This is a genomic window from Rhodococcus jostii NBRC 16295, assembly GCF_001894825.1.
GTDB lineage: Bacteria > Actinomycetota > Actinomycetes > Mycobacteriales > Mycobacteriaceae > Rhodococcus_F > Rhodococcus_F jostii.
In genome coordinates this window covers 89188-108935 of sequence record NZ_BCWY01000030.1, presented here as the reverse complement: position 1 = coordinate 108935, position 19748 = coordinate 89188, and the positions used below count along the sequence as shown (strand labels likewise).

The 19748-nt window shown below is 68.7% G+C and carries 21 protein-coding genes and 1 tRNA gene; 8 read left to right on the top strand and 14 right to left on the bottom strand.

Going from position 1 to position 19748, the window contains the following annotated elements; translation table 11 throughout:
• Positions 1-131: 131 nt before the first annotated feature.
• The 6 genes from RJ1_RS20590 to RJ1_RS20565 form a co-directional block, all read right to left on the bottom strand.
• The gene (locus RJ1_RS20590; protein ID WP_073363349.1) at positions 132-1097 is read right to left on the bottom strand and encodes a sulfite exporter TauE/SafE family protein; all 966 of its coding nucleotides are present in this window, start codon (positions 1095-1097) and stop codon (positions 132-134) included.
• A gap of 263 nt (positions 1098-1360) precedes the next feature.
• Complete coding sequence (locus RJ1_RS20585; protein ID WP_073363346.1) at positions 1361-2605, bottom strand: saccharopine dehydrogenase family protein; 1245 nt, start codon at positions 2603-2605, stop codon at positions 1361-1363.
• A gap of 36 nt (positions 2606-2641) precedes the next feature.
• Positions 2642-3052 (bottom strand): DUF2784 domain-containing protein, encoded by a 411-nt coding sequence (locus RJ1_RS20580; protein ID WP_073363344.1) that lies wholly within the window; start codon positions 3050-3052, stop codon positions 2642-2644.
• A 76-nt stretch (positions 3053-3128) separates the two neighbouring features.
• Positions 3129-3545 carry a universal stress protein gene (locus RJ1_RS20575; protein WP_073363342.1) on the bottom strand — a complete coding sequence of 139 codons (417 nt, stop codon included), beginning with the start codon at positions 3543-3545 and terminating at the stop codon, positions 3129-3131.
• Positions 3546-3650: 105 nt separating this feature from the next.
• Complete coding sequence (locus RJ1_RS20570) at positions 3651-5105, bottom strand: SDR family NAD(P)-dependent oxidoreductase (protein WP_073363339.1); 1455 nt, start codon at positions 5103-5105, stop codon at positions 3651-3653.
• A 72-nt stretch (positions 5106-5177) separates the two neighbouring features.
• A tRNA-Leu gene (locus RJ1_RS20565) sits at positions 5178-5263 on the bottom strand.
• A 112-nt stretch (positions 5264-5375) separates the two neighbouring features.
• Between RJ1_RS20565 and RJ1_RS20560 the strand changes: the two genes are divergently transcribed.
• Positions 5376-6728 carry a M20/M25/M40 family metallo-hydrolase gene (locus tag RJ1_RS20560; RefSeq protein WP_073363336.1) on the top strand — a complete coding sequence of 451 codons (1353 nt, stop codon included), beginning with the start codon at positions 5376-5378 and terminating at the stop codon, positions 6726-6728.
• Positions 6729-6761: 33 nt separating this feature from the next.
• Positions 6762-7292 carry a YbhB/YbcL family Raf kinase inhibitor-like protein gene (locus tag RJ1_RS20555; protein WP_073363333.1) on the top strand — a complete coding sequence of 177 codons (531 nt, stop codon included), beginning with the start codon at positions 6762-6764 and terminating at the stop codon, positions 7290-7292.
• A 76-nt stretch (positions 7293-7368) separates the two neighbouring features.
• On the opposite strand, the gene RJ1_RS20550 is transcribed toward RJ1_RS20555, so the two are convergent.
• Genes RJ1_RS20550 through RJ1_RS20540 form a run of 3 tightly spaced genes read right to left on the bottom strand, consistent with a single transcriptional unit; the run spans position 7369 to position 9700 of the window.
• Entirely contained in the window at positions 7369-8439 is a 1071-nt protein-coding gene (locus tag RJ1_RS20550; RefSeq protein ID WP_073363331.1) for a quinone-dependent dihydroorotate dehydrogenase, read from the bottom strand.
• A 10-nt stretch (positions 8440-8449) separates the two neighbouring features.
• Complete coding sequence (locus tag RJ1_RS20545) at positions 8450-8689, bottom strand: DUF5703 family protein (RefSeq protein ID WP_005243088.1); 240 nt, start codon at positions 8687-8689, stop codon at positions 8450-8452.
• The gene (locus RJ1_RS20540) at positions 8690-9700 is read right to left on the bottom strand and encodes an NHL repeat-containing protein (RefSeq protein ID WP_073363328.1); all 1011 of its coding nucleotides are present in this window, start codon (positions 9698-9700) and stop codon (positions 8690-8692) included.
• Positions 9701-9884: 184 nt separating this feature from the next.
• Here RJ1_RS20540 and RJ1_RS20535 point away from each other — a divergent pair, with 184 nt between their 5' ends.
• Positions 9885-10238 (top strand): hypothetical protein, encoded by a 354-nt coding sequence (locus tag RJ1_RS20535; protein WP_073363326.1) that lies wholly within the window; start codon positions 9885-9887, stop codon positions 10236-10238.
• Between the two features lie 10 nt (positions 10239-10248).
• Here the strand turns inward: RJ1_RS20535 and RJ1_RS20530 are convergent, their stop codons facing one another.
• From RJ1_RS20530 to RJ1_RS20510, 5 genes are all read right to left on the bottom strand, one after another.
• Positions 10249-11127, bottom strand: a complete 879-nt coding sequence (locus tag RJ1_RS20530; RefSeq protein WP_073363324.1) for a heme ABC transporter ATP-binding protein — start codon at positions 11125-11127, stop codon at positions 10249-10251.
• Positions 11124-12197 (bottom strand): FecCD family ABC transporter permease, encoded by a 1074-nt coding sequence (locus RJ1_RS20525; RefSeq protein ID WP_073363321.1) that lies wholly within the window; start codon positions 12195-12197, stop codon positions 11124-11126. Before RJ1_RS20525 ends, RJ1_RS20530 begins: the two co-directional genes overlap by 4 nt.
• A complete protein-coding gene (locus RJ1_RS20520) occupies positions 12194-13234 on the bottom strand; it encodes a heme/hemin ABC transporter substrate-binding protein (RefSeq protein ID WP_073363318.1) in 1041 nt (346 codons plus the stop codon). Before RJ1_RS20520 ends, RJ1_RS20525 begins: the two co-directional genes overlap by 4 nt.
• Entirely contained in the window at positions 13231-13917 is a 687-nt protein-coding gene (locus tag RJ1_RS20515) for a biliverdin-producing heme oxygenase (protein ID WP_073363316.1), read from the bottom strand. Before RJ1_RS20515 ends, RJ1_RS20520 begins: the two co-directional genes overlap by 4 nt.
• A gap of 99 nt (positions 13918-14016) precedes the next feature.
• Positions 14017-14946 (bottom strand): aldo/keto reductase, encoded by a 930-nt coding sequence (locus tag RJ1_RS20510; RefSeq protein WP_073363313.1) that lies wholly within the window; start codon positions 14944-14946, stop codon positions 14017-14019.
• 236 nt (positions 14947-15182) lie between these two features.
• Between RJ1_RS20510 and RJ1_RS20505 the strand changes: the two genes are divergently transcribed.
• From RJ1_RS20505 to mshC, 5 genes are all read left to right on the top strand, one after another.
• Positions 15183-16028, top strand: a complete 846-nt coding sequence (locus tag RJ1_RS20505; protein WP_073363311.1) for an undecaprenyl-diphosphate phosphatase — start codon at positions 15183-15185, stop codon at positions 16026-16028.
• A 40-nt stretch (positions 16029-16068) separates the two neighbouring features.
• On the top strand, positions 16069-16767 hold the full coding sequence (locus RJ1_RS20500; RefSeq protein ID WP_073363308.1) for a histidine phosphatase family protein: 699 nt from the start codon (positions 16069-16071) through the stop codon (positions 16765-16767).
• A 224-nt stretch (positions 16768-16991) separates the two neighbouring features.
• The gene (locus RJ1_RS20495; RefSeq protein WP_005243068.1) at positions 16992-17585 is read left to right on the top strand and encodes a DUF3090 domain-containing protein; all 594 of its coding nucleotides are present in this window, start codon (positions 16992-16994) and stop codon (positions 17583-17585) included.
• A gap of 3 nt (positions 17586-17588) precedes the next feature.
• Positions 17589-18392, top strand: coding sequence for an SCO1664 family protein (locus RJ1_RS20490; protein ID WP_073363306.1), 804 nt, complete (start codon positions 17589-17591; stop codon positions 18390-18392).
• 72 nt (positions 18393-18464) lie between these two features.
• On the top strand, positions 18465-19712 hold the full coding sequence (gene mshC / locus RJ1_RS20485) for a cysteine--1-D-myo-inosityl 2-amino-2-deoxy-alpha-D-glucopyranoside ligase (RefSeq protein ID WP_073363303.1): 1248 nt from the start codon (positions 18465-18467) through the stop codon (positions 19710-19712).
• The last annotated feature ends 36 nt before the right edge of the window (positions 19713-19748 follow it).

The window sequence follows — 19748 nt, the reverse complement described above, 5'->3', positions numbered from 1 at the left end:
AAAAGCCTCACTGTTCCGTTTTCGGAGCACCGGACAGGTGCCATGAACCACGGCCAATGTTACCCGCTGGTAAGGATGCGGTGTGGCGATGTCCGACGGTGAATCGACAGAGTTGAGGCGGGGAGGGTTGCTCAGACCTTGTCGCCGGTGGACGGCTCCAGGGACGGGGCCTCCGACTCGGCCGGGGTGTCGCTGTCGGCGTCGATCCGGTGCAGATCGCCGGCGGCCTCCGCAGCGCTGAGACGCGAACGGCGCCACGCGACGACGAGCAACCCGGCCCAGACCGAGACGAGCGCGATGTATCCGAGGGCGGCGGCGACGCCGGCCACGTCGAACGTCTTGAACAGCTTCTGCGCGTTGGTGATGATGATGATGCCGCCGACGCCGGTTCCCAGAAGGGTCGCGGGCACCCGGCTGACGAGCCACGCGGCGATGGGTGCGGCGAGCATGCCGCCGAGGGCCAGGCCCGCGATGATGGGGATGTTGTCGAAGAAGTCGCTGCCCAGGCCGAAGATGAATCCGATGCTCGCCGCGGCAGACACCAGGAACTCCGATGCGCTGACCGAACCGATGACGGTGCGCGGTGCGGTCTTGCCCCGCGACAGCAGCGTGCTGGTGGTGATCGGACCCCAACCGCCGCCGCCGCTCGCGTCGATGAAACCGCCGAACAGTCCGAGCGGCGAGAGGAATTTCGCCGTGTGCGGAGAGGTTCGGGCGTCGTTGACGGCCGGCGGGCGGATCGAGAAGCGGAGGAGGACGTAGACGCCGATCGCCAGCAGGATCGTGGACGTCACGGGGACCGCGGCCGCCGTCGACAGCTGGGACAGCACGGTCGCGCCGAGGAATGCGCCGATGGCGCCGGGGACGCCCAGGCGCAGCACGAGGGGCCAGTCGATGTTCTTGAACCGCCAGTGCGACGCACCGGACGCGAGGGTGGTGCCGACCTCGGCGAAGTGCACCGCAGCGCTGGCGTGCGCAGGCCCGACGCCGCTGAACACGAGCAGGGTGGTCGCAGTCACGCCGAAGGCCATGCCGAGAGCGCCGTCGACCAACTGGGCACCCACGCCGACCAGCGTGAAAATCAAGAGCTTGAACATCGAGACTCCGACCGAGAGAGCGAACCGTCAGGGCAGCAACAAACCAGCGAGCAGGCTGGTCAGCAACATCCCTGGTCGAAGGCATGGCCTCGGCGGGAGGGCCAGAAGGGCATGAGGGCGAGCGAGGCCGCGGGGCCTGCCTGCGCGCTCGTGCCGTTCACTCGGACTCCCGTGTCTCTCGTCGCGTGCGCGGTCCTCCGCGCACAAGGATCGACATTAGCGGGAGGGATGGGCGCGTGTCATCTTCACACGCGCCCGATCGCTCACAAATTTCGCGCGGAAATCTCGAAGCCCGCGTCGCGCAGACGTGTCACCAGCACGTCGCCGAGTGCCGTCGCCGGAGTGAGGACTCCGGCCGCGTCCGGCAGTGCGTCGCCGCCGAGCACGAGGCTCAACGCGGATTCGCCGAGCATCACCGCGGTGGCGCTGTATCCGGGGTCGCCCTTCGCCTTCACCCGCGACGTGTATCGCGCCCCCGTGGTGGTGGTCGTGTACAGGTCGATGGTGAAGTGACCCTTGCGCTGTGCGTCCTCGCTGGGTCCGTCGCCCGGCGAGGGCAGGACGCGGTCGAGGATGTAGCGCGTGGGCGGGACCGCCATCCCGACGATCATCGCGCCGAGTCCGGCCGCCACCGCACCCGCGACGACCGGTGTGAGCGGTGAGCTTCCGACGTTCATGACCTCGCGGTACTTGAACTTCCGGCCGTACGCCCAGTCGCGGAGAGCGTTGCTGCGCCGTACGATCCGGGTGTTGTACGGGCCCATGAAGAAGGGCGCTTTCCATCCCTTCAGATCCGGGGCGATGTCCTTGCCGTTGATCACGCCCATGTCGGATTGCCTGCCGAGATCCGGTTCCTTCGAGAGGTCGGGGCTCAGTGAGTACGGGGACGCGGCGAGACGTCGGAGCGCCGGATCCTTCTTCGACACGTCCACCTGCGTGCGCAGTGAGTCGATCGTTCCGCCGCTGACGCCGCCGCGTACGGACGTGACCACCAGCGTGGTGTCGGTGAGTTCGCCGGCGCCGTCGGCCTGGACCTTCTCGTGCAGTACGTGCACCCCGAGGTCGGAGGGAATGGAGTCGAATCCGCAGGAATGGACGATGCGGGCGCCGGTGGCGCGGGCCCGGTCGTGGTTGGCGTCGATGCTCTCGCGGGCGAACAGGACCTCCCCGGTGAGGTCGACGTAGTCGGTGCCCGCCTCGGCGCAGGCCGCGGCGAGGGCGTGGCCGTACTTGGCGTACGGCCCGACCGTCGTGGCGATCACGCGGGTGCGTCCGGCCAGGGCGGCAAGGGAGGCGGCGTCGTCGGAGTTCGCGACGATGACGGGCCAGTCTGCCGCCCGCGGACCGAGCGAGGACCGCACCGTTTCGAGTTTGGCGGCTGTTCGCCCCGCGAGCGCGATCCGCACTCCGTCCGGTGCGTGCTGTGCGAGATAGTCGGCGAGAAGCTTGCCGACGAAGCCGGTGGCCCCGTAGACGACGAGATCCAATTCACGTGCGCTGTCTGTCATGGCACGACCCTACTCGTCGGTAGGGATCGGGCGGGCTCAGACTCCGGCGCCGCCGGGGCGGGTGGGTGCGAGGGGTGCCCGGGTCCGGACGCGGAGGAAGATGTAGCCGACCCACGAGCCGACCACTGCCAGCGCGACGAGGGTCTGGACCGCGCCGGCGGCGGATTCGGGGTAGACGACCCCGGTCAGGTAATGGGCGATGAAACCGGACGAGGGGAGTGGATCCTGCCCGGCACGGACCCGGGCCCAGCTCTCCAGGTGTGTGAGTGGGCAGTCGATACCGACGACGAGACCGGTGAAACCCCAGGCGACGGCGGCGAGGTGGAGTGCAATGGTGCGCGGCCAGTGCCAGGCGAGGAACCCGCCGCACACGACGTAGAGGATGAAGATCAGGTGTGCGACGGCTGTGGCGTCGGCGACGACCTCGTAGAAGACCACGCTCCCCATCGATGCACCCCTGACATCCGAAGTGTCCCCTGACGCCATCGTAGGCGTGGTTCGGCCTGGTCCGCGCGGTAACGGCTCAGGCGGTGCGGCGCACGTCCTCCTTGACCACCAGGATCGGAATGTCGACCTCCAGGAGGAGTCTCTGCAGCCATCGTTCCAGGGGGAACTTGCCGATCGGCGACATCCGCCGGGTGCCGACGACGAGAAGATCCGCGCCGCTGCTGTCGACCAGGGCGCACAGTGCGCTCACCTGATCACCGTCGTGTTCGTTGGTGCGCAGTTCCCAGGACGACTCGCCGACCCCACCGCCCTCGAGCGTGGCCTGGATCTCGGCACGCAGAGCGGACCGGTCGGACTCGGCATCCTGCCCCGAGTCGTCGTCGAGGACGTGGAGGACGAGCAGCTGTTCCCGTCGTTGCACAGCCTCACGGGCGGCGTGGACGATGGCCGCCCGGCCTTCCGGGCTGTCTCGGTGGACAACGGCTATCGCCATGAAGCGCCTCCATATTCAGGGATCGGTACGACCCCCATTATCCCTGTGCCGAGTAGTGCTCCGGCTGTGTCGGTGCTCTCGTCGGCGGGTCCGGGCGGTGGTCGATCACCAGGGTGAGGGCTCGTAGTCCTTGAGGAAGCAGCCGTGCAGATCGACGCCCTGCTCGCCCTGGACGATGGGGTCGTAGACGCGGGCGGCACCGTCGACGAGGTCGAGAGGGGCGTGAAATCCCTCGTCGGCCAGGCGCATCTTGGTGTAGTGCGGCCGCTCGTCGGTGATCCACCCGGTGTCCACCGCGGTCATGAGGATGCCGTCGTCGAGCATCTCCTTGGCGCTGGTGCGGGTGAGCATGTTCAGCGCGGCCTTCGCCATGTTGGTGTGCGGATGACCCGGACCCTTGAATGCGCGGCTGAACTGCCCCTCCATCGCGGAGACGTTCACCACGTACTTGCGCCGGGCGCCGGCCGCCGCCATCGTGGGACGCAGGCGCGAGACGAGGATGAACGGGGCGACCGAGTTGCACAACTGCACCTCGAGCAGCTCGATCGGGTCGACTTCCTCGACCGTCTGGACCCAGCTGTTCGTGTGCGCCAGATCGGGCAGCAGGCCGCCGGCGTCGATCGCGAGACCCTGGTCGATCCGATCGGGCGACGCCGACTTCGCGACCAGTGCGAGGGAGCTCACCGCGTCGGGGGACAGCGCGGCGCCCGCCATCGCGGACACGTCGGACAGCGAACCCGCGAGTGCCGCCGGGTGGGCGTCGCTCGTCTTTCCGAAGGTCAGGACGTCGGGAAGGTCGCCGGAGGGAAGGGCTCCGGACTCGGCGTCCGCCAGAGCGCTGTACGCGCCGGGGGAGCGTCGGACCGTCTGCGCCGCGTTGTTGATCAGGATGTCCAGCGGGCCCTGCGCTGCAACCGAATCGGCGAGCGCCACGACCTGCGCCGGATCACGCAGATCGATACCGACGACGCGCAGGCGGTGGATCCACTCGCTGCTGTCCTCCATCGCCTTGAACCGGCGGATGGCGTCGTTGGGGAACCGTGTGGTGATCGTGGTGTGGGCGCCGTCGCGGAGCAACCGCAGGGCGATGTACATGCCGATCTTCGCGCGACCGCCGGTCAGCAGCGCCCGGCGTCCGGTGAGGTCGGCGCGTGCGTCACGCTTGGCCCGGCTCTTCGCCGCGCACTCGGGGCACAGCTGGTGGTAAAAGGCGTCGACCCGGGTGTAGCGCTGCTTGCAGATGTAGCAGGGGCGGGGCCGGATCAGGGTGCCGGCGGAGGCGCCGTCGGCGTTCGACGTGAGCGGGATGCCCGCGGTCTCGTCGTCGATCCGATCGGGTGATCCCGTCGCGGTCGCGGCGACCACCTGTCGGTCGGCTTCGGAGACGGCGTCGCGGGCGGCGAGGCGCCTGCGCTTCTTCAACTTCTTGAAGAGGTGACCGACAGCACGCTGGACGGTGACGGAATCGGGATCCGCATCGTCGAGTTCCGCCGCCTGATCGAGGACCTTCAGGCAGATCTCGAGATCCGCCGGATCGATCGTCGTCGTTGTTTCACCCATCGAACTTCGCCCTCTCACGAAGAAGGCCCCGGTTCGATGAACCGGGGCCTTTTCGTCTGTCTCAACTCAGAGTGTCCGAGGGGGGACTTGAACCCCCACGTCCGTTAATAGGACACTAGCACCTCAAGCTAGCGCGTCTGCCATTCCGCCACTCGGACTTGCTTGCCCCCATTTCCTGGGTGCTGCAAAAGATTAACCGATGAACCGCCACGGCCCCAAATCGCCCCTCTCACCTGAGCGTTTCCGCTGCTCCGGTGGTAGGAAAGTGGAGTGCCAACTACACAGGAAACCCCAGGCCAGGGTCGCGCCGAAGCCGAAGTCGTGGATCTCGTCAGTTCACTGATCCGCTTCGACACGTCCAACACCGGAGAGCTCGCGACGACGAAGGGCGAGCGCGAGTGTGCGGAGTGGGTGGCGGCCCAGCTGCAGGAAGTGGGCTACGAGACCGAGTACGTGGAGTCGGGAGCGCCGGGCCGCGGCAACGTGTTCGCGCGGTTGAAGGGTTCGAACCCCGACCGCGGCGCCCTGATGCTGCACGGCCACCTCGACGTCGTCCCCGCCGAACCGGCCGACTGGCGCGTGCATCCATTCTCCGGAGCCGTCGAGGACGGTTACGTGTGGGGGCGCGGCGCCGTCGACATGAAGGACATGGTGGGGATGATCCTGGCGGTCGCACGCCAGTTCAAGGCCGAGGGAATCGTTCCTCCTCGTGACCTCGTGTTCGCCTTCGTCGCCGACGAGGAGGCCGGCGGCAAGTACGGCTGCCAGTGGCTCGTCGAGAACCGGCCCGATCTGTTCGAGGGTGTGACGGAAGCGGTCGGTGAGGTCGGCGGGTTCTCGCTGACCGTTCCGCGGCCGGACGGCACCGACCGCAGGCTCTATCTCGTCGAGACCGCGGAGAAGGGTCTCGGCTGGATGCGCCTGACGGCCAAGGGCCGGGCCGGGCACGGTTCGTTCCTGCACACCGACAACGCCGTCACCATCCTGGCGCAGGCGGTCGCCCGTCTGGGCGCGCACACGTTCCCGTTGGTCATCTCCGATTCGGTGGCCGAATTCCTCGAAGCGGCGGGTGAGGAGACCGGACTCGACTTCGACCCGAAGTCGCCCGACCTCGACGGCACCCTCGCGAAACTCGGCACCATCGCCAACATCATCGGCGCCACCCTCCGCGACACCGCGAACCCGACGATGCTGTCGGCCGGTTACAAGGCCAACGTGATCCCGCAGACCGCGGAGGCCGTCGTCGACTGCCGCATCCTGCCCGGCAGGCAGGCCGAGTTCGAGGCAGCGGTCGACGAGCTCATCGGACCGGACGTGCAGCGTGAGTGGATCACGAAACTCGACTCTTACGAGACCACGTTCGACGGGCACCTGGTGGACGCCATGAACGAGGCGATCCTCGCGCACGACCCGGGCGCCCGGACGGTGCCGTACATGTTGTCGGGCGGTACCGACGCCAAGGCGTTCGCGAAGCTGGGCGTCCGGTGCTTCGGGTTCGCTCCACTGCAGTTGCCGGCCGACCTCGATTTCAGCGCGCTGTTCCACGGCGTCGACGAACGGGTACCCGTCGACGCACTACTGTTCGGTACACGCGTGCTGGAACATTTTCTGCTCCACAGCTGATCCGAGAACGATACGCGACACGAGAGGAAACGCATGTCATACGACCCGTACGAGGCCCTTCCCGACCTGCCGAGTTTCGAGCTGACCTCCACCGACGTGACCGACGGGCAGCCGCTGAACAAGGACCAGGTCAGCGGAATCTTCGGCGCCGGCGGCTACGACAACTCACCGCAGCTGTCGTGGTCGGGATTCCCCGCCGAGACCAAGAGCTTCGCGGTGACGGTCTACGACCCCGACGCGCCGACGGCGTCCGGGTTCTGGCACTGGGCGGTCGCGAACATTCCGGCCGACACGACGACGCTGGTGAACGGGGCCGGCGACGACGACGGAACCGGGCTCCCGGCCGGTGCGATCACCCTGAAGAACGACGCCGGACTGCGCCGTTTCCTCGGTGCGGCTCCGCCGGAAGGCCACGGACCGCACCGCTACATCATCGTGGTCCACGCGGTCGACGTGGACACCCTCGAGGGGGTCACGGCCGATTCGACGCCGGCGTTCCTGGGATTCAACCTGTTCGCCCACTCGATCGCCCGCGCGAAGATCCAGGGGACGTACGAGCAGTAGTTCCGGTAGCACCGCAGAACACGGGTGGCCGGCGAATCCTCGGGATTCGCCGGCCACCGGTCTCGGTGTGCGTGGGTCAGCGCACGGCGCCCGCACCGACAGCATCGGCGACGGACGAATAGCCGGCCTCACGCACCTTCCGGGCCAGGCCCCGGTGGATGCGACGCGCCCAGAAGGGCCCGCCGTAGATGAAGCCGGTGTAGCCCTGCACGAGGGACGCCCCGGCCAGGATCCGTTCCCACGCCTGGTCGACCGTCTCGATACCGCCGACCGAGATCAGCACCAGGCGATCACCGACGCGCGCGTGCAGGCGCCGCAGGACCTCGAGGGACCGTTCGGCGACCGGGGGACCGGACAGTCCGCCGGCACCGATGGCCGTCACCTCGTCGTCGGGGGTGTTCAGCCCGTCGCGGCGGATGGTGGTGTTCGTGGCGACGATCCCGGCGAGCCCGAGTTCGACCGCGAGATCCGCGACGTCGTCGACGTCGTCGTCGGAGAGGTCCGGTGCGATCTTCACCAGAACCGGGACGGTCACGCTGTCGAGTACCGCCTGCAGGAGGGGCCGGAGGGATTCGACGGCCTGCAGGTCCCGCAATCCCGGGGTGTTCGGGGAGCTGACGTTGACGACCATGAAATCGGCCAGCGGACCGAGCAGCTGTGCGCTCGCCGTGTAGTCGGCCGGCGCGTCCGCGGCGTCGACGATCTTGGTCTTGCCGATGTTCGCGCCGATCGGGACACCGGCGCGGCGCTGCCGGAGATGGTTGGCGGCGTTGCCCGCACCGTGGTTGTTGAAACCCATCCGGTTGATCAGGGCGCGGTCCGCCGGCAGCCGGAACAGGCGGGGAGCCGGGTTGCCGGGCTGCGCCTGGGCGGTGACGGTCCCCACCTCCGCGAACCCGAATCCGAGGGGACCCCAGGCGTCGACCCCGGTCGCATCCTTGTCGAACCCGGCGGCCAGTCCGAGGGGCGCCGGGAAGTCGAGTCCGAACACGGTGTTGCGCAGTACCGGATCGTCCACTACGAGAACCTTCCCGACGAGCCGGCGCAGCGGCGAGAACCGCGTGACCAGGCGCATCGCAGCGAAGGCCAGATGATGAATCCGCTCCGGAGGAACGCGGAACATCACCCTCAACAGCAGGTGGTACAAGGAGGTCTCCCTAGATTGCGGGGTCGGGGACATGGTGCGCTGTTTTCCTTCGTTTGAGCAGGACGCGGCGGCTTCCGTCGGAGTACAGGCGGACCCGGGACAGCTCCCAGCCACCGAACTCCGCCTGGATGGCCAGTCTCATCGAGGCGCTGATGCGCGTGACGTCGGGTGGCAGCCGAAGCGGCACGTATTCGAAGTCCTCGGATTCGATCTCCCAGCCGGAGGGGAGGCGACGTGAATGCGATGCCATCTACGAACTCCTCGTCGGGATCTGCTGCAGGCCGTCTCCCGTCGCGGAACCGATCAGGAGGTCACCGTTCACGGTATCCACAGCGACGGAATTCGGCTGCCGGACGGTCGGATAACGTGCCGTTTCCACGCCCACACCACTCGACAGGTCGAAACCGACCACTTCGTTGGTCTCCGTCAGTGTGACCCACGCCCGGTCGGCGGCGTCGTCGTAGGCGACGGCGTACGGCGCGAGTCCGGCGGGAAAGCGCTGGCGGAGCATCAGGGTGTCGGTGGTGTAGGCGAGCAGTTCGTCTCCGGTGGTGTCGGTGACGAGGATGCGCCCGTAGTGATCGGTCGTGAGCTGTGTGGCACCCTCGCCGGCCCGCAGGGCTACGCCGAGCGCGGAACCGGGGACGTCGATGGCGGTGACGGACGTCTGACCACGGTCGAGTGCGGTGAGCGACTCGCCGACCACGGCCAGCCCGTCGACGGACGTCAAGCCGCCGATCACCTGTGATTCGTTCGTCTCCGTGTTCAGGATGTGAATCTCGCCATTGCCCAGACCCATCGCCACGCGTCCGTCGGGCAGTTCGGCTACCGATCGCACATCACCGCCGGCGGGCACATACGTCACCTCGCCCGTCCGCAGGTCCAGGCGTCCGACCTGCGTGTTCATAGCGAGCAGCGCGACACCGTCGCGTGCGAGCGCGACCTGGGCGACGGCGGCGTCCAGCGGGATCACCCGCGGAGCGGCGGCGAAATCCCCGGCCGGGAACAACAGGATCTGATTGTTCTCGCCTCCCAGGACGACGGTCGTGCCTGTCTCGGGGTCGAATGTTGTGGAATCGATCGGCAGGCCGACGGCGTGGACGACCCCGGCGGGGGTGGTGCTCTGGGTGGGGGACTGTGCGGCACTCGCGGGCGCGATCGTGATCGCCTGATCCTCATCGGAGTTCGACGAACAGCCCGTGACCAGTAGAAACACCAGTCCGATACACGAGGCGACGATGCGCGCTCCCGGTCTACCCATGTGCTGCTCCTCGGAGTTCTCTCATCGACCTACACCTGCACAACTGTCCACTAGCATCCCTGATCCGCGAAACGCCCACGAATTCGGTCGGTGCCGAGCGGGTTCCGAGGCGATACCGTGAGGAGCATCGACCCCGCGCCCGGCGGTTTTCCGACCGCCGGCCCAGGTCATCGAGGAGAAGACCGTGGAAATACCCGAATGGAAGACGTTCACAGTCGAAGACATCTCGGTCGGACCGCATGCGCACGGCTTCGGCCGGACCGCGGAAGGTAACTCCTACGCATTCCGGGTGCGCAAGAGCACGATGCACGTCGAGGTCTACCGCGCCGACGTCGAAACCGAGGTACCGGCCCCGGACGACATCGTGGCATCGGCGCGGCGGTCGGTACGCGAGATCGACCTCACCGATGAACGCAGCATCGTCGCCGTCGTGAGAGATGCCGTGTCTGATCCCGACTCCTTGTCGGCCGGGCCGGAGGACGGAATGACCGTGCGTGCCGTTCTCAGCCGTCTGGGGGCGGTCATCGACGGACTCTGACCGCCACGCATCAGTGGTGATCGCGGCGGGGCAGGACGAGGGTCGCACCGGTCACCGGGTGTGCGATGACCTCGACGGGATGCCCGTACACCCGGGTGAGCAACTCCTCGGACAGGACGTCGGAGGGTGGCCCGTCGGCCGCGACGCGTCCGTTCTCGAGGACCACGATCCGGTCCGCGTACGCGGCGGCGAGCGCGAGGTCGTGGAGGACGACCACCACTGCGGTGCCCTGCGCCGCGCGGGAGCGGGCCAGACTCATCACCGTCTCCTGGTGGCCGAGGTCGAGGGCGGCGGTCGGCTCGTCGAGCAGGATCGTCTCGGTCCGCTGCGCCAGCACCCGGGCCAGCGCCACCCGGGCACGCTCGCCACCCGACAGCGCGGTGAACGGCCGGTCCGCGAACGGCTCGACGTCACAGATCCGCAGGGCGTCGGCGATGGCGGCGGCGTCGTCGTCGGCGCGGGGTGTGCGCGCCCACGGGGACCGGCCCATCGTGATCACCTGACGTGCGGTGAACGAGAATCCGACGGTGTTCTGCTGGGGGAGGACGGCGCGCCGCTGGGCCATCTCGAGGGCTGTCCAGTCGCCGAGGTCGCGGTCGTCGAGGTGCACGCTGCCCGACTGCACGTCCTGGTCGCCCGACAGCGCCGCGAGCAGGGTGGACTTGCCTGCCCCGTTGGGGCCGACGAGAACGAGGACCTCGCCGGTTCGCACGTCCACGGACACGTCGTCGAGCACGGTCCGGCCACCGCGGGTCACCGCGATACCGTTCGCACGCAGCGTCACGGCCCCGGTGGGTCGCGGCGGGGGCGTCGGGTCGGTCCGCCGGAACAGGTTCTGCTCGATGGCCTCGCCGATGCGGGTGCGGAACGGGTGGAACGCCGGACTCATGCCCACCCGCCTTGGCTGGCCCGGGTGCGGCGCAGCAGCCAGAAGAAGAAGGGGCCGCCGACGAGGGCCGTCAGCATGCCGAGGGGAAGATCCGCGTTCGCGACCAGCGATCGGGCGCCCAGGTCGGCGAGCAGCAGGACGAGGGATCCGCACAGCGCGCTCGCCGGAATGAGGGCGCGGTGGCCCGGCCCGACGGCGATCCGCATCAGGTGCGGGACCACCAGCCCGACGAACAGGATGATGCCGGTGAAGGCCACGCTGGACGAGACGAGCAGGGCGACGATCAGCACCGCGATCTGCCGCAGCCGCTCGACGTCGAGCCCGAGGTGACGCGCCGCGCTCTCGCCGAGGGACAGCAGGTCGAGTTTCCCGGCGATCATCATGGTGGCCGCGATCCCGGCGACGGTCATCGGCGCCACCACCGCGACCGCGTTCCAGGTGGCCCCATTGAGGCTGCCCAGTTGCCAGAAGACGATCTGATCGCGTGCCGCGGGGGACGCGATGAACGTGAAGAACGCGATGAGGCCGCCCGCGAACGCGTTGACCGCCACCCCGGTGAGGACGAGGGTGACCACCTCGGTGCGGCCCTCGTGCCGGGCGAGGACGTAGACGGCGACGGTGGTGATCAGTCCGGCGACGAAGGCGGCGGCCGCGACCGTCCACCCGGCGGCGAACGCGCCACCGACCACGATGGCGGCGCTGGCGCCGACCGCGGCCCCGGCGGACACTCCGATGACGCCCGGCTCGGCGAGCGGATTGGCGAACACACCCTGGAGCAGCGCTCCCGCGCACCCGAGCGCGGCCCCGACCAGGACGGCGAGGACCACTCGCGGGAACCGGACCTCCCAGAGAGTCACCTCACCACTGGGGTGCGCGGGCATCGGTCCGAGATCGAGTCCGATGCGGTGCAGGATGCTGCCGACGACTTCTCCGGGCCCGGTGGGCACCTGTCCGATGCAGGCCGAGAACACGGCGGCGACCGTGAGGGCGATGAGCAGACCACCGAGAACTGCACCGGTCCGAGTGCGTGACGAAGGCTTGCCGGGAGCGTCGAGGTCTTCGACGGTCATGGATTGGCGGGCGGGTAGACGGCGTCGGCCAACGCGCCGAGGACGCGACCCGTGTTGGGACCGAAGCTGAGCAGCACCCCGTCCTCCATGTTGACGACACGCTGATTCTTTCCCGCCGGCGTCTGCGCGACGCCGGGGATCTTCTCCAGCCCCTCCACGCCTCCGATGGAGTCGAGTCCACCCGTCATCATCAGGAGTACGTCGGGGGCGGCGGCGATCAGCGCCTCGCTGGTGATCGGGGCGAACTGCTGGGTGATCCCCGAGGCGGTGCCGGCGTCGACGGCGCCGAGAGCGTCGATCAACGAGTCGGCGCCCGAGCCCGGGCCGCCGATCATCGTGATCGCGGTGCCCCGCAGATAGAGAAAGGCGATCTTCAGCGGGTCGTCACCCCCGGGGGCGCGACTCCGGGCGGCCGCAATCTCGCTTTCCGTGCGCGCCGCGAGTTCCCGGCCCTGCGCGGGCACACCCAGCGCGTCCGCGACCGCCGTGATCTGGCCGGGGACGCCGTCGAGGGTCCGCGTCGGATCGAAGTAGACGACCGGAATACCGGCGGCCCGCAGCTGATCCTGCACGGCCTGCGGTCCGATGCTCGTGTCCGTGAGGATCACCGTCGGCGCCAGAGCGAGAATGGCCTCCGCGTTGAGAGACTGCCCGCCCGGAGTCACCACCGGAACGTCCTGAGCGGCCGGGAACGCGGAGGCGATGTCCCGGCCCACCACGTTGTCGCCGAGCCCGAGAGCGAAGACCGTCTCGGTGAGCGTCCCGTAGCGGTCCGCGGTCACGATCCGGCTCGCGTCCGTGATCGTCACGTCCACCCCGTCGAAACTGCGGACCGTGACGGGCAACGCCGGTGAGGCCGGCGACGCGAGAGGTTCGGGATTCAGGTCGTCGAGGACCGCGGTGCGCGCGCCGCCGGTGCCGTCGACACTGTCACCGGCGCCGGAACTGCACGCCGACACCGCCACCGCGGACACGAGGAGCAGGGCGAGAACGGCGAACAGTGACCTGTTCGTGCGGGTCCGGGACACCGATCTCATCGTGCGCGGTAGTGGTCGATGCCGGCTTCGAGGTCGGCGAACAGGTCGCCGTTGAGGCGGTAGGCGAGGTTGACCTCGTCGATCACCCGCTGCTGGTCCTCCGGGGACAGGGGCGCGGCGTCGAGCTTCGCGCGGTAGGTGTCCTTGAACACCTTCGGTTTCGGGATCTCGTCGAAGATGTAGAACTGCAGGCCGTCGGTGGTGTACCCGTACGTGCGTTCGAGCATGCGCCGGATGATCTGCCCACCCGACAGGTCGCCCATGTACCGGATGTAGTGGTGCGCAACGAAACCGGCGGGCCACCCGTACGCCACCTCGCGGAGCCGCTCGACGTAGCGGGCGGTGGCCGGTAGCGCGGACACGCTGTCGCGCCACGACGGTCCGCGCAGGAACTCGAGATCCGCCTCCAGCGACGGGACCCGCAGCAGTTCGTCGTGGAGGAACGGAGACGCGACGGGGTTGCCGATGTGAGTACGCCCGGCGTCCTCGAGTTCGCGGTAGACGAGGTACGTCTGTGCGAGCAGTTCGGCGTAGCCGTCCGAGGTCAGCTCGCCGGCGAGGAGGGCCCCGACGAAACGGGACTGCTCGGTCTCCCGGTGAGCGGCGTCCGTGCCGGACTTGATGCGCTCGGCGAAGCCGACCGTTCGGCGATCGGCCGCGTCGGCCTCGTTGAGCGTGGTCATGGACTCTCCTGCAGATCTACGGACGTCGGCCGGTGGGCACCAGGTTAGCCTGCCCTGCACGTGAACTGCAGGTGCACGTCGGCCGGGCTCGTGCCGGCGTCAGGCGCTCACATCGTCGAGGGCCGCCGCGATCGCCGCCGGCAACTCCAGTTCCTCGGCGACGAGCACGCCGGTCAGCTGTGCGATGTCCCGGGCCCCGACGACCGCGCTCGCGACGCCGGGACGGTCGCGTGCCCACGCGAGCGCGACGGCCAGCGGGGACGTGCCGAGGCCGTCGGCCGCCGTCACGACCGCGTCGACCACCCGGACCGAGGAGTCGGTGAGATAGCTCTGGACGTCCTGTGCGTGCGCGTCGTCGGCGCCGCGGGAATCGACGGGGATGCCGTTGCGGTATTTGCCGGTCAGTACCCCGCGGGCGAGGGGCACCGCCGCGAACACGCCGATCCCGTGGTGCGCCGCGGCCGGAACCAGCTCCTCCTCGACGCCCCGTGCCAGCAGCGAGTACTCCACCTGAGTGGCGACGAGTGTGGTGCCGCGGGAGGCGCCCGCCGCCGTGGCCAGCTGCCACCCGAGGTAACCCCTGGCTCCGACATACCGGACCCGGCCGCTCGACACCGCGAAATCGAGTGTGGCGGCGACCTCGTCGACCGGGGTGAACGGATCCCAGGTCGCCACTTGCCACATGTCGAGGTAGTCGGTGCCGAGCTCGCGGAGGGTGGCGTCGAGCTGCGCGACGAGGCCGCGTCGCGAGCAGTCGATGCGCGACGGACCGGCAGGATTGATGCCCGAACTGGAGCTCAGGACGAGTTCGGCACGCGGCACCACGTCGTCGAGCAGTTCCGCCAGGATCCGCTGCGCCACACCGTCGCCGTACGCGGGGGAGGTGTCGACGAGTGTGCCGCCCGCGTCGACGAACGATGCGATCTGCGCCGCCGCCTCGTCGCCGTCGGTGTCCCGACCCCAAGTGAGCGTGCCCAGGCCGAGCCGTGACACTCGTAACCCGCTTGCTCCGACCGATCTCTGTTCCATAACCGCCTGCGTCTCGTGCTGTAGCTGCAACCCGGGCTTGCCCCCCCGGGGACTGCTGTTGCCTCCGGGACCGGCCACCACAGGTGCAGAGTAGTGGGGTATCGCGTGGCAGTGGTCCTGCCACGCCGGATTCTGCCGGAGGTCGCCCACCCCGGTACCGTGGCGCCGGTGAATTACGAACGCGACACGGGAAATTGGCGTCAGAACAGCACATTCGACCACGGGACAGGTGAGTGATGGGGGAGGCGATGACCTGGCTCCAGGCGATTGTCCTCGGTGCCGTCCAGGGATTGACCGAATTCCTGCCGATCTCCTCCTCGGGTCACCTCCGGATCGTGTCGGAGATCTTCTTCGGTGACGACGCCGGTGCTTCTTTCACCGCCGTCACCCAGCTCGGCACCGAAGCCGCGGTGCTCATCTACTTCGCCCGCGACATCGGACGGATCATCGCGGGGTGGTTCCGCGGACTGCTGCACCCCGAGCATCGTGGTGATCTCGATTACCGGATGGGCTGGTATGTGATCATCGGCACGATCCCGGTGGGTGTGCTCGGCTTCCTGTTCAAGGACCAGATCCGCACCGGTGCCCGCAACCTCTGGCTGATCGCCACCATGCTGATCGTGTTCGCGTTCGTCATCGCGGCCGCCGAGTACTACGGGCGGAAGGTGCGTCCCGTCGAGGATCTGCGCGCCAAGGACGGCATCATCATGGGTTCGGCCCAGGCGCTCGCCCTCATTCCCGGTGTCTCGCGGTCGGGCGGCACGATCAGCGCCGGCCTCTTCCTCGGGCTCACCCGCGAAGCCGCGGCGCGCTACTCGTTCCTCCTCGCCATCCCCGCGGTCGTCGCATCCGGGCTGTTCAGCCTTCCCGACGCATTCGAACCGGCCGGTGAGGGTCTCAACGCGAGCGGTCCGCAACTCCTCGTCGCGACGGTGATCGCGTTCGCCATCGGCTACGCGTCGATCGCCTGGCTGCTGCGATTCGTCGTCGACCACTCGATGTACTGGTTCGTCGGATACCGCATCATCCTCGGCGTCGTCCTCCTGTCGCTTCTCGCGACCGGCGTCGTGTCGGCCACCTGAGATCGGGCGGTCAGGGAGTGCACGACACTAGGCTGGGCCAATGACAGTTGTGCTGCTGCGCCACGGGCGGTCCACCTCGAACACCGCGCACACGCTCGCCGGCCGGTCGCCAGGAGTCGAACTCGACGACCGCGGCCGCGAACAGGCGCAGGCCATCGTGTCCCGCCTCGCGGACGTGACCATCGAGGAGATCGTGCATTCCCCGCTCGTGCGCTGCGAGCAGACGGTCGAGCCGCTCGCCCGGGCACGGGGCCTCACCCCGGTGGTGGAACACCGCCTGGTCGAGGTCGACTACGGAGAATGGACCGGCCGCGAGCTGAAGGTCCTGCTCGAGGAACCGCTGTGGAAGGTCGTGCAGCAGCACGCGTCCGCAGCGGTCTTCCCCGGCGGAGAAGGGCTCGCCCAGGTCCAGGCCAGGGCCGTCGCCGCGGTCCGCGAACACGACGCCCGGCTCGCGGAACTGCACGGCCGGGACGTCGTGTGGGTGGCGTGCTCACACGGCGACGTCATCAAATCGGTCCTCGCGGACGCCCTCGGAGCGCACCTCGACGGATTCCAGCGGATCGTCGCCGAACCGGCCTCGATCAGCGTCGTCCGGTACACCTCCACGCGTCCCTACGTACTGAAGATGAACGACACCGGAGCCGACCTGTCCGGAGTGAACACCCCACCGGTGTCCGGCGACGGCGCCCGCGCCGAAGTATCCGGATCGGTGCCCGGCGGGGAGGTCCGCCTGTGACGATTAGCCGGACCCCGGCGGCGACGATTAGCCGGACCCCGGCGGCGACGATTAGCCGGACCCCGGCGGCGACGATTAGCCGGACCCCGGCGGCGACGATTAGCCGGACCCCGGCAGACACGATTGACGGATAATGAACGCAGCACACTGCGAGGAACAGTCCGAGACGGAACAACGAGTGGGCAGTGCCGCAGTAGGGCCCGGCTCCAGCTGAAGGAGGTGCAATGTCACGCGCAATTCACGTATTCCGCACTCCTGACCGATTCATTGCCGGGACGGTGGGCGAGCCCGGCGACAGGTCGTTCTATCTCCAGGCGGTACACGAGGCGCGAGTGATCAGCGTCCTGTTGGAGAAACAGCAGGTTCAGGTACTCGCCGACCGGATGGGGCTTCTCCTCGAGGAAGTGCACCGCCGGTTCGGAACGGAAGTTCCGCCGGAGGGGGCCGAACTCGACGACGCGAGCCCTCTGGTCACTCCGATCGACGCCGAGTTCCGGGTCGGCACGATGGGCCTGGGCTGGGACGCCGACGCCGGCGCCGTCGTGGTGGAACTGCTCGCGGTCAGCGAGACGGAGTTCGACGAATCCGTAGTCCTCGACGACTCCGAGGACGGACCGGACGCCGTGCGCGTCTTCCTCACCCCGTTGCAGGCGCGGGACTTCTCACTGCGGTCCGAACGAGTCATCGCCGCCGGACGGGCGCCGTGCCCGCTGTGCGGTGAGCCGCTCGCCCCCGAAGGCCACATCTGCATTCGAACCAACGGGTACCGCCGTGGCCAGAGCTTCGGACTCACCCCGGAAATGGACGAGGAGGACTGACGGTTGCCTGCCGAGGAGTCCGATCCTCTCGAGTCCGGCGAGCTGACCCTCATCGGCCAGATCACCCACGCGAGCAACGCCACGTTGGTCTGCGACGCGGTCTCGGGCGAGACCTCCGTCCGCTGCGTGTACAAACCGGTCCGCGGGGAGCGTCCGCTGTGGGACTTCCCCGACGGCACGCTCGCCGGCCGTGAGTACGCGTCGTACCTCGTGTCCGACAAGCTGGGCTGGAATGTGATTCCTCGCACGCTCCTGCGCGACGGCCCGTTCGGCCCGGGAATGGTGCAGCGCTGGGTCGACACCCCCGACCGGCACGGCGACGACACCGGCGGTCTCGACCTGGTCGACATCTGCGCCCCCGACGCCGTGCCCGAGGGCTGGTTCGAGATTCTGCGGGCCACCGACATGGACGGCGAACCGGTCGCGCTCATCCACGCTGACGACCCCCGGCTGCAGCGGATGGCCGTCCTCGACGTGCTGATCAACAACGCCGACCGCAAGGGCGGCCACGCGCTCGAGGGGCTCGACGGTTCGGTGTACGGCGTCGACCACGGCATCTGCCTGCACACGGAGAACAAGCTGCGGACCGTGTTGTGGGGATGGGCGGGGACGGAGGTGCCGGGTCCGCTCGTCGTCGACATCGCGGAACTGATCACCTCACTCGAAGGCGACTTCGGGGAGCGGCTGGGCGAGCACATCACGTCCGACGAGGTCGCCGCCCTGTACGAGCGGGCCGTCGATCTGCTCGAGGCGCCGGTGATGCCTCGCCCGAACGGCCACCGGCCGATCCCGTGGCCGGCCTTCTGACGGACCCTCCCGGAGGCCGTCGGCCGGCGGCTCCCTCCGAGGCGGAAACACCGGTCCACTAGGCTCGCTGTCATGCAGTCTTGGTCCGAAACCGCTGTCCCGTCCGTTCCAGGCCAGGGGCCTCCGCTGCGGTTGTTCGACACCGCTGACCGGCAGGTTCGTCCCATCACTCCCGGACGCACGGCCACCATGTACGTGTGCGGCATCACCCCGTACGACGCGACCCACCTCGGTCACGCAGCCACGTACCTGACGTTCGATCTGGTGAACCGGATCTGGCGTGACGCCGGGCACGACGTGCATTACGTCCAGAACGTCACCGACGTGGACGACCCGCTATTCGAGCGCGCCAACCGCGACGGCGAGGACTGGGTGGTCCTCGGTATGCGTGAGACGGCGCTGTTCCGCGAAGACATGGAAGCCCTCCGGGTGCTGCCGCCGCGTGACTACATCGGCGCGGTGGAGTCGATCGGCGAAGTGATCGAGATGGTCGAGAAGTTCGTCGCGTCCGGCGCCGCCTATGTCGTCGACGACGCCGAGTTCCCCGACGTGTACTTCCGCGCCGACGCGACGGAGCAGTTCGGGTACGAGTCCGGCTACGACCGCGAGACGATGGCCAAGTTCTTCGCCGAGCGCGGCGGCGACCCCGACCGCCCCGGCAAGGTGGATCCGCTCGACGCCCTGGTGTGGCGTGCGGTCCGTCCGGGGGAGCCGTCCTGGCCGTCGCCGTTCGGCCCCGGGCGTCCCGGCTGGCACATCGAGTGTTCGGCGATCGCCCTCAACCGCATCGGCTCCAGTTTCGACGTGCAGGGCGGCGGCAGCGACCTGATCTTCCCGCACCACGAATACTCCGCGGCGCATGCCGAGTCGGCTACGGGTGACCGTCGCTTCGCCCGTCACTACGTGCACACCGGCATGATCGGTCTCGACGGCGAGAAGATGTCGAAGAGCCGCGGCAACCTCGTGTTCGTGTCGAAGCTGCGCGGCGAGGGTGTCGACCCGGCCGCCATCCGCCTCGGTCTGTTGTCGGGGCACTACCGGCAGGACCGGCCGTGGACCGAGCAGGTGCTCGCCGACGCCCACACCCGGCTGAAGCTGTGGAAGGATGCCGCCGCACTCGAGTCGGCGCAGTCGGCCACCGACACGATCGCCCGGCTGCGCCAGCATCTCGCGGACGATCTCGACACCCCGAAGGCCCTCGACGCCCTCGACGGCTGGGCCCGTCGCGCCCTCGACAACGGTGGCTCCGACACGAACGCGCCGAGCGAATTCGCCGCCGCCGTGGATGCCCTTCTCGGTGTGCGCCTCCGGCGCCCGTGAGTACTTGTTAACCGCGGGCGGTTGACAAGTACTCAC

Bases quoted from the DNA above. Each gene is read 5' to 3' on its own strand.
- RJ1_RS20590 (WP_073363349.1), bottom strand. From the start codon at position 1,097: ATGTTCAAGCTCTTGATTTTCACGCTGGTCGGCGTGGGTGCCCAGTTG.
- RJ1_RS20585 (WP_073363346.1), bottom strand. From the start codon at position 2,605: ATGACAGACAGCGCACGTGAATTGGATCTCGTCGTCTACGGGGCCACC.
- RJ1_RS20580 (WP_073363344.1), bottom strand. From the start codon at position 3,052: ATGGGGAGCGTGGTCTTCTACGAGGTCGTCGCCGACGCCACAGCCGTC.
- RJ1_RS20575 (WP_073363342.1), bottom strand. From the start codon at position 3,545: ATGGCGATAGCCGTTGTCCACCGAGACAGCCCGGAAGGCCGGGCGGCC.
- RJ1_RS20570 (WP_073363339.1), bottom strand. From the start codon at position 5,105: ATGGGTGAAACAACGACGACGATCGATCCGGCGGATCTCGAGATCTGC.
- RJ1_RS20555 (WP_073363333.1), top strand. From the start codon at position 6,762: ATGTCATACGACCCGTACGAGGCCCTTCCCGACCTGCCGAGTTTCGAG.
- RJ1_RS20545 (WP_005243088.1), bottom strand. From the start codon at position 8,689: ATGGCATCGCATTCACGTCGCCTCCCCTCCGGCTGGGAGATCGAATCC.
- RJ1_RS20540 (WP_073363328.1), bottom strand. From the start codon at position 9,700: ATGGGTAGACCGGGAGCGCGCATCGTCGCCTCGTGTATCGGACTGGTG.
- RJ1_RS20530 (WP_073363324.1), bottom strand. From the start codon at position 11,127: ATGAGTCCGGCGTTCCACCCGTTCCGCACCCGCATCGGCGAGGCCATC.
- RJ1_RS20525 (WP_073363321.1), bottom strand. From the start codon at position 12,197: ATGACCGTCGAAGACCTCGACGCTCCCGGCAAGCCTTCGTCACGCACT.
- RJ1_RS20520 (WP_073363318.1), bottom strand. From the start codon at position 13,234: ATGAGATCGGTGTCCCGGACCCGCACGAACAGGTCACTGTTCGCCGTT.
- RJ1_RS20515 (WP_073363316.1), bottom strand. From the start codon at position 13,917: ATGACCACGCTCAACGAGGCCGACGCGGCCGATCGCCGAACGGTCGGC.
- RJ1_RS20510 (WP_073363313.1), bottom strand. From the start codon at position 14,946: ATGGAACAGAGATCGGTCGGAGCAAGCGGGTTACGAGTGTCACGGCTC.
- RJ1_RS20505 (WP_073363311.1), top strand. From the start codon at position 15,183: ATGGGGGAGGCGATGACCTGGCTCCAGGCGATTGTCCTCGGTGCCGTC.
- RJ1_RS20500 (WP_073363308.1), top strand. From the start codon at position 16,069: ATGACAGTTGTGCTGCTGCGCCACGGGCGGTCCACCTCGAACACCGCG.
- RJ1_RS20495 (WP_005243068.1), top strand. From the start codon at position 16,992: ATGTCACGCGCAATTCACGTATTCCGCACTCCTGACCGATTCATTGCC.
- mshC (WP_073363303.1), top strand. From the start codon at position 18,465: ATGCAGTCTTGGTCCGAAACCGCTGTCCCGTCCGTTCCAGGCCAGGGG.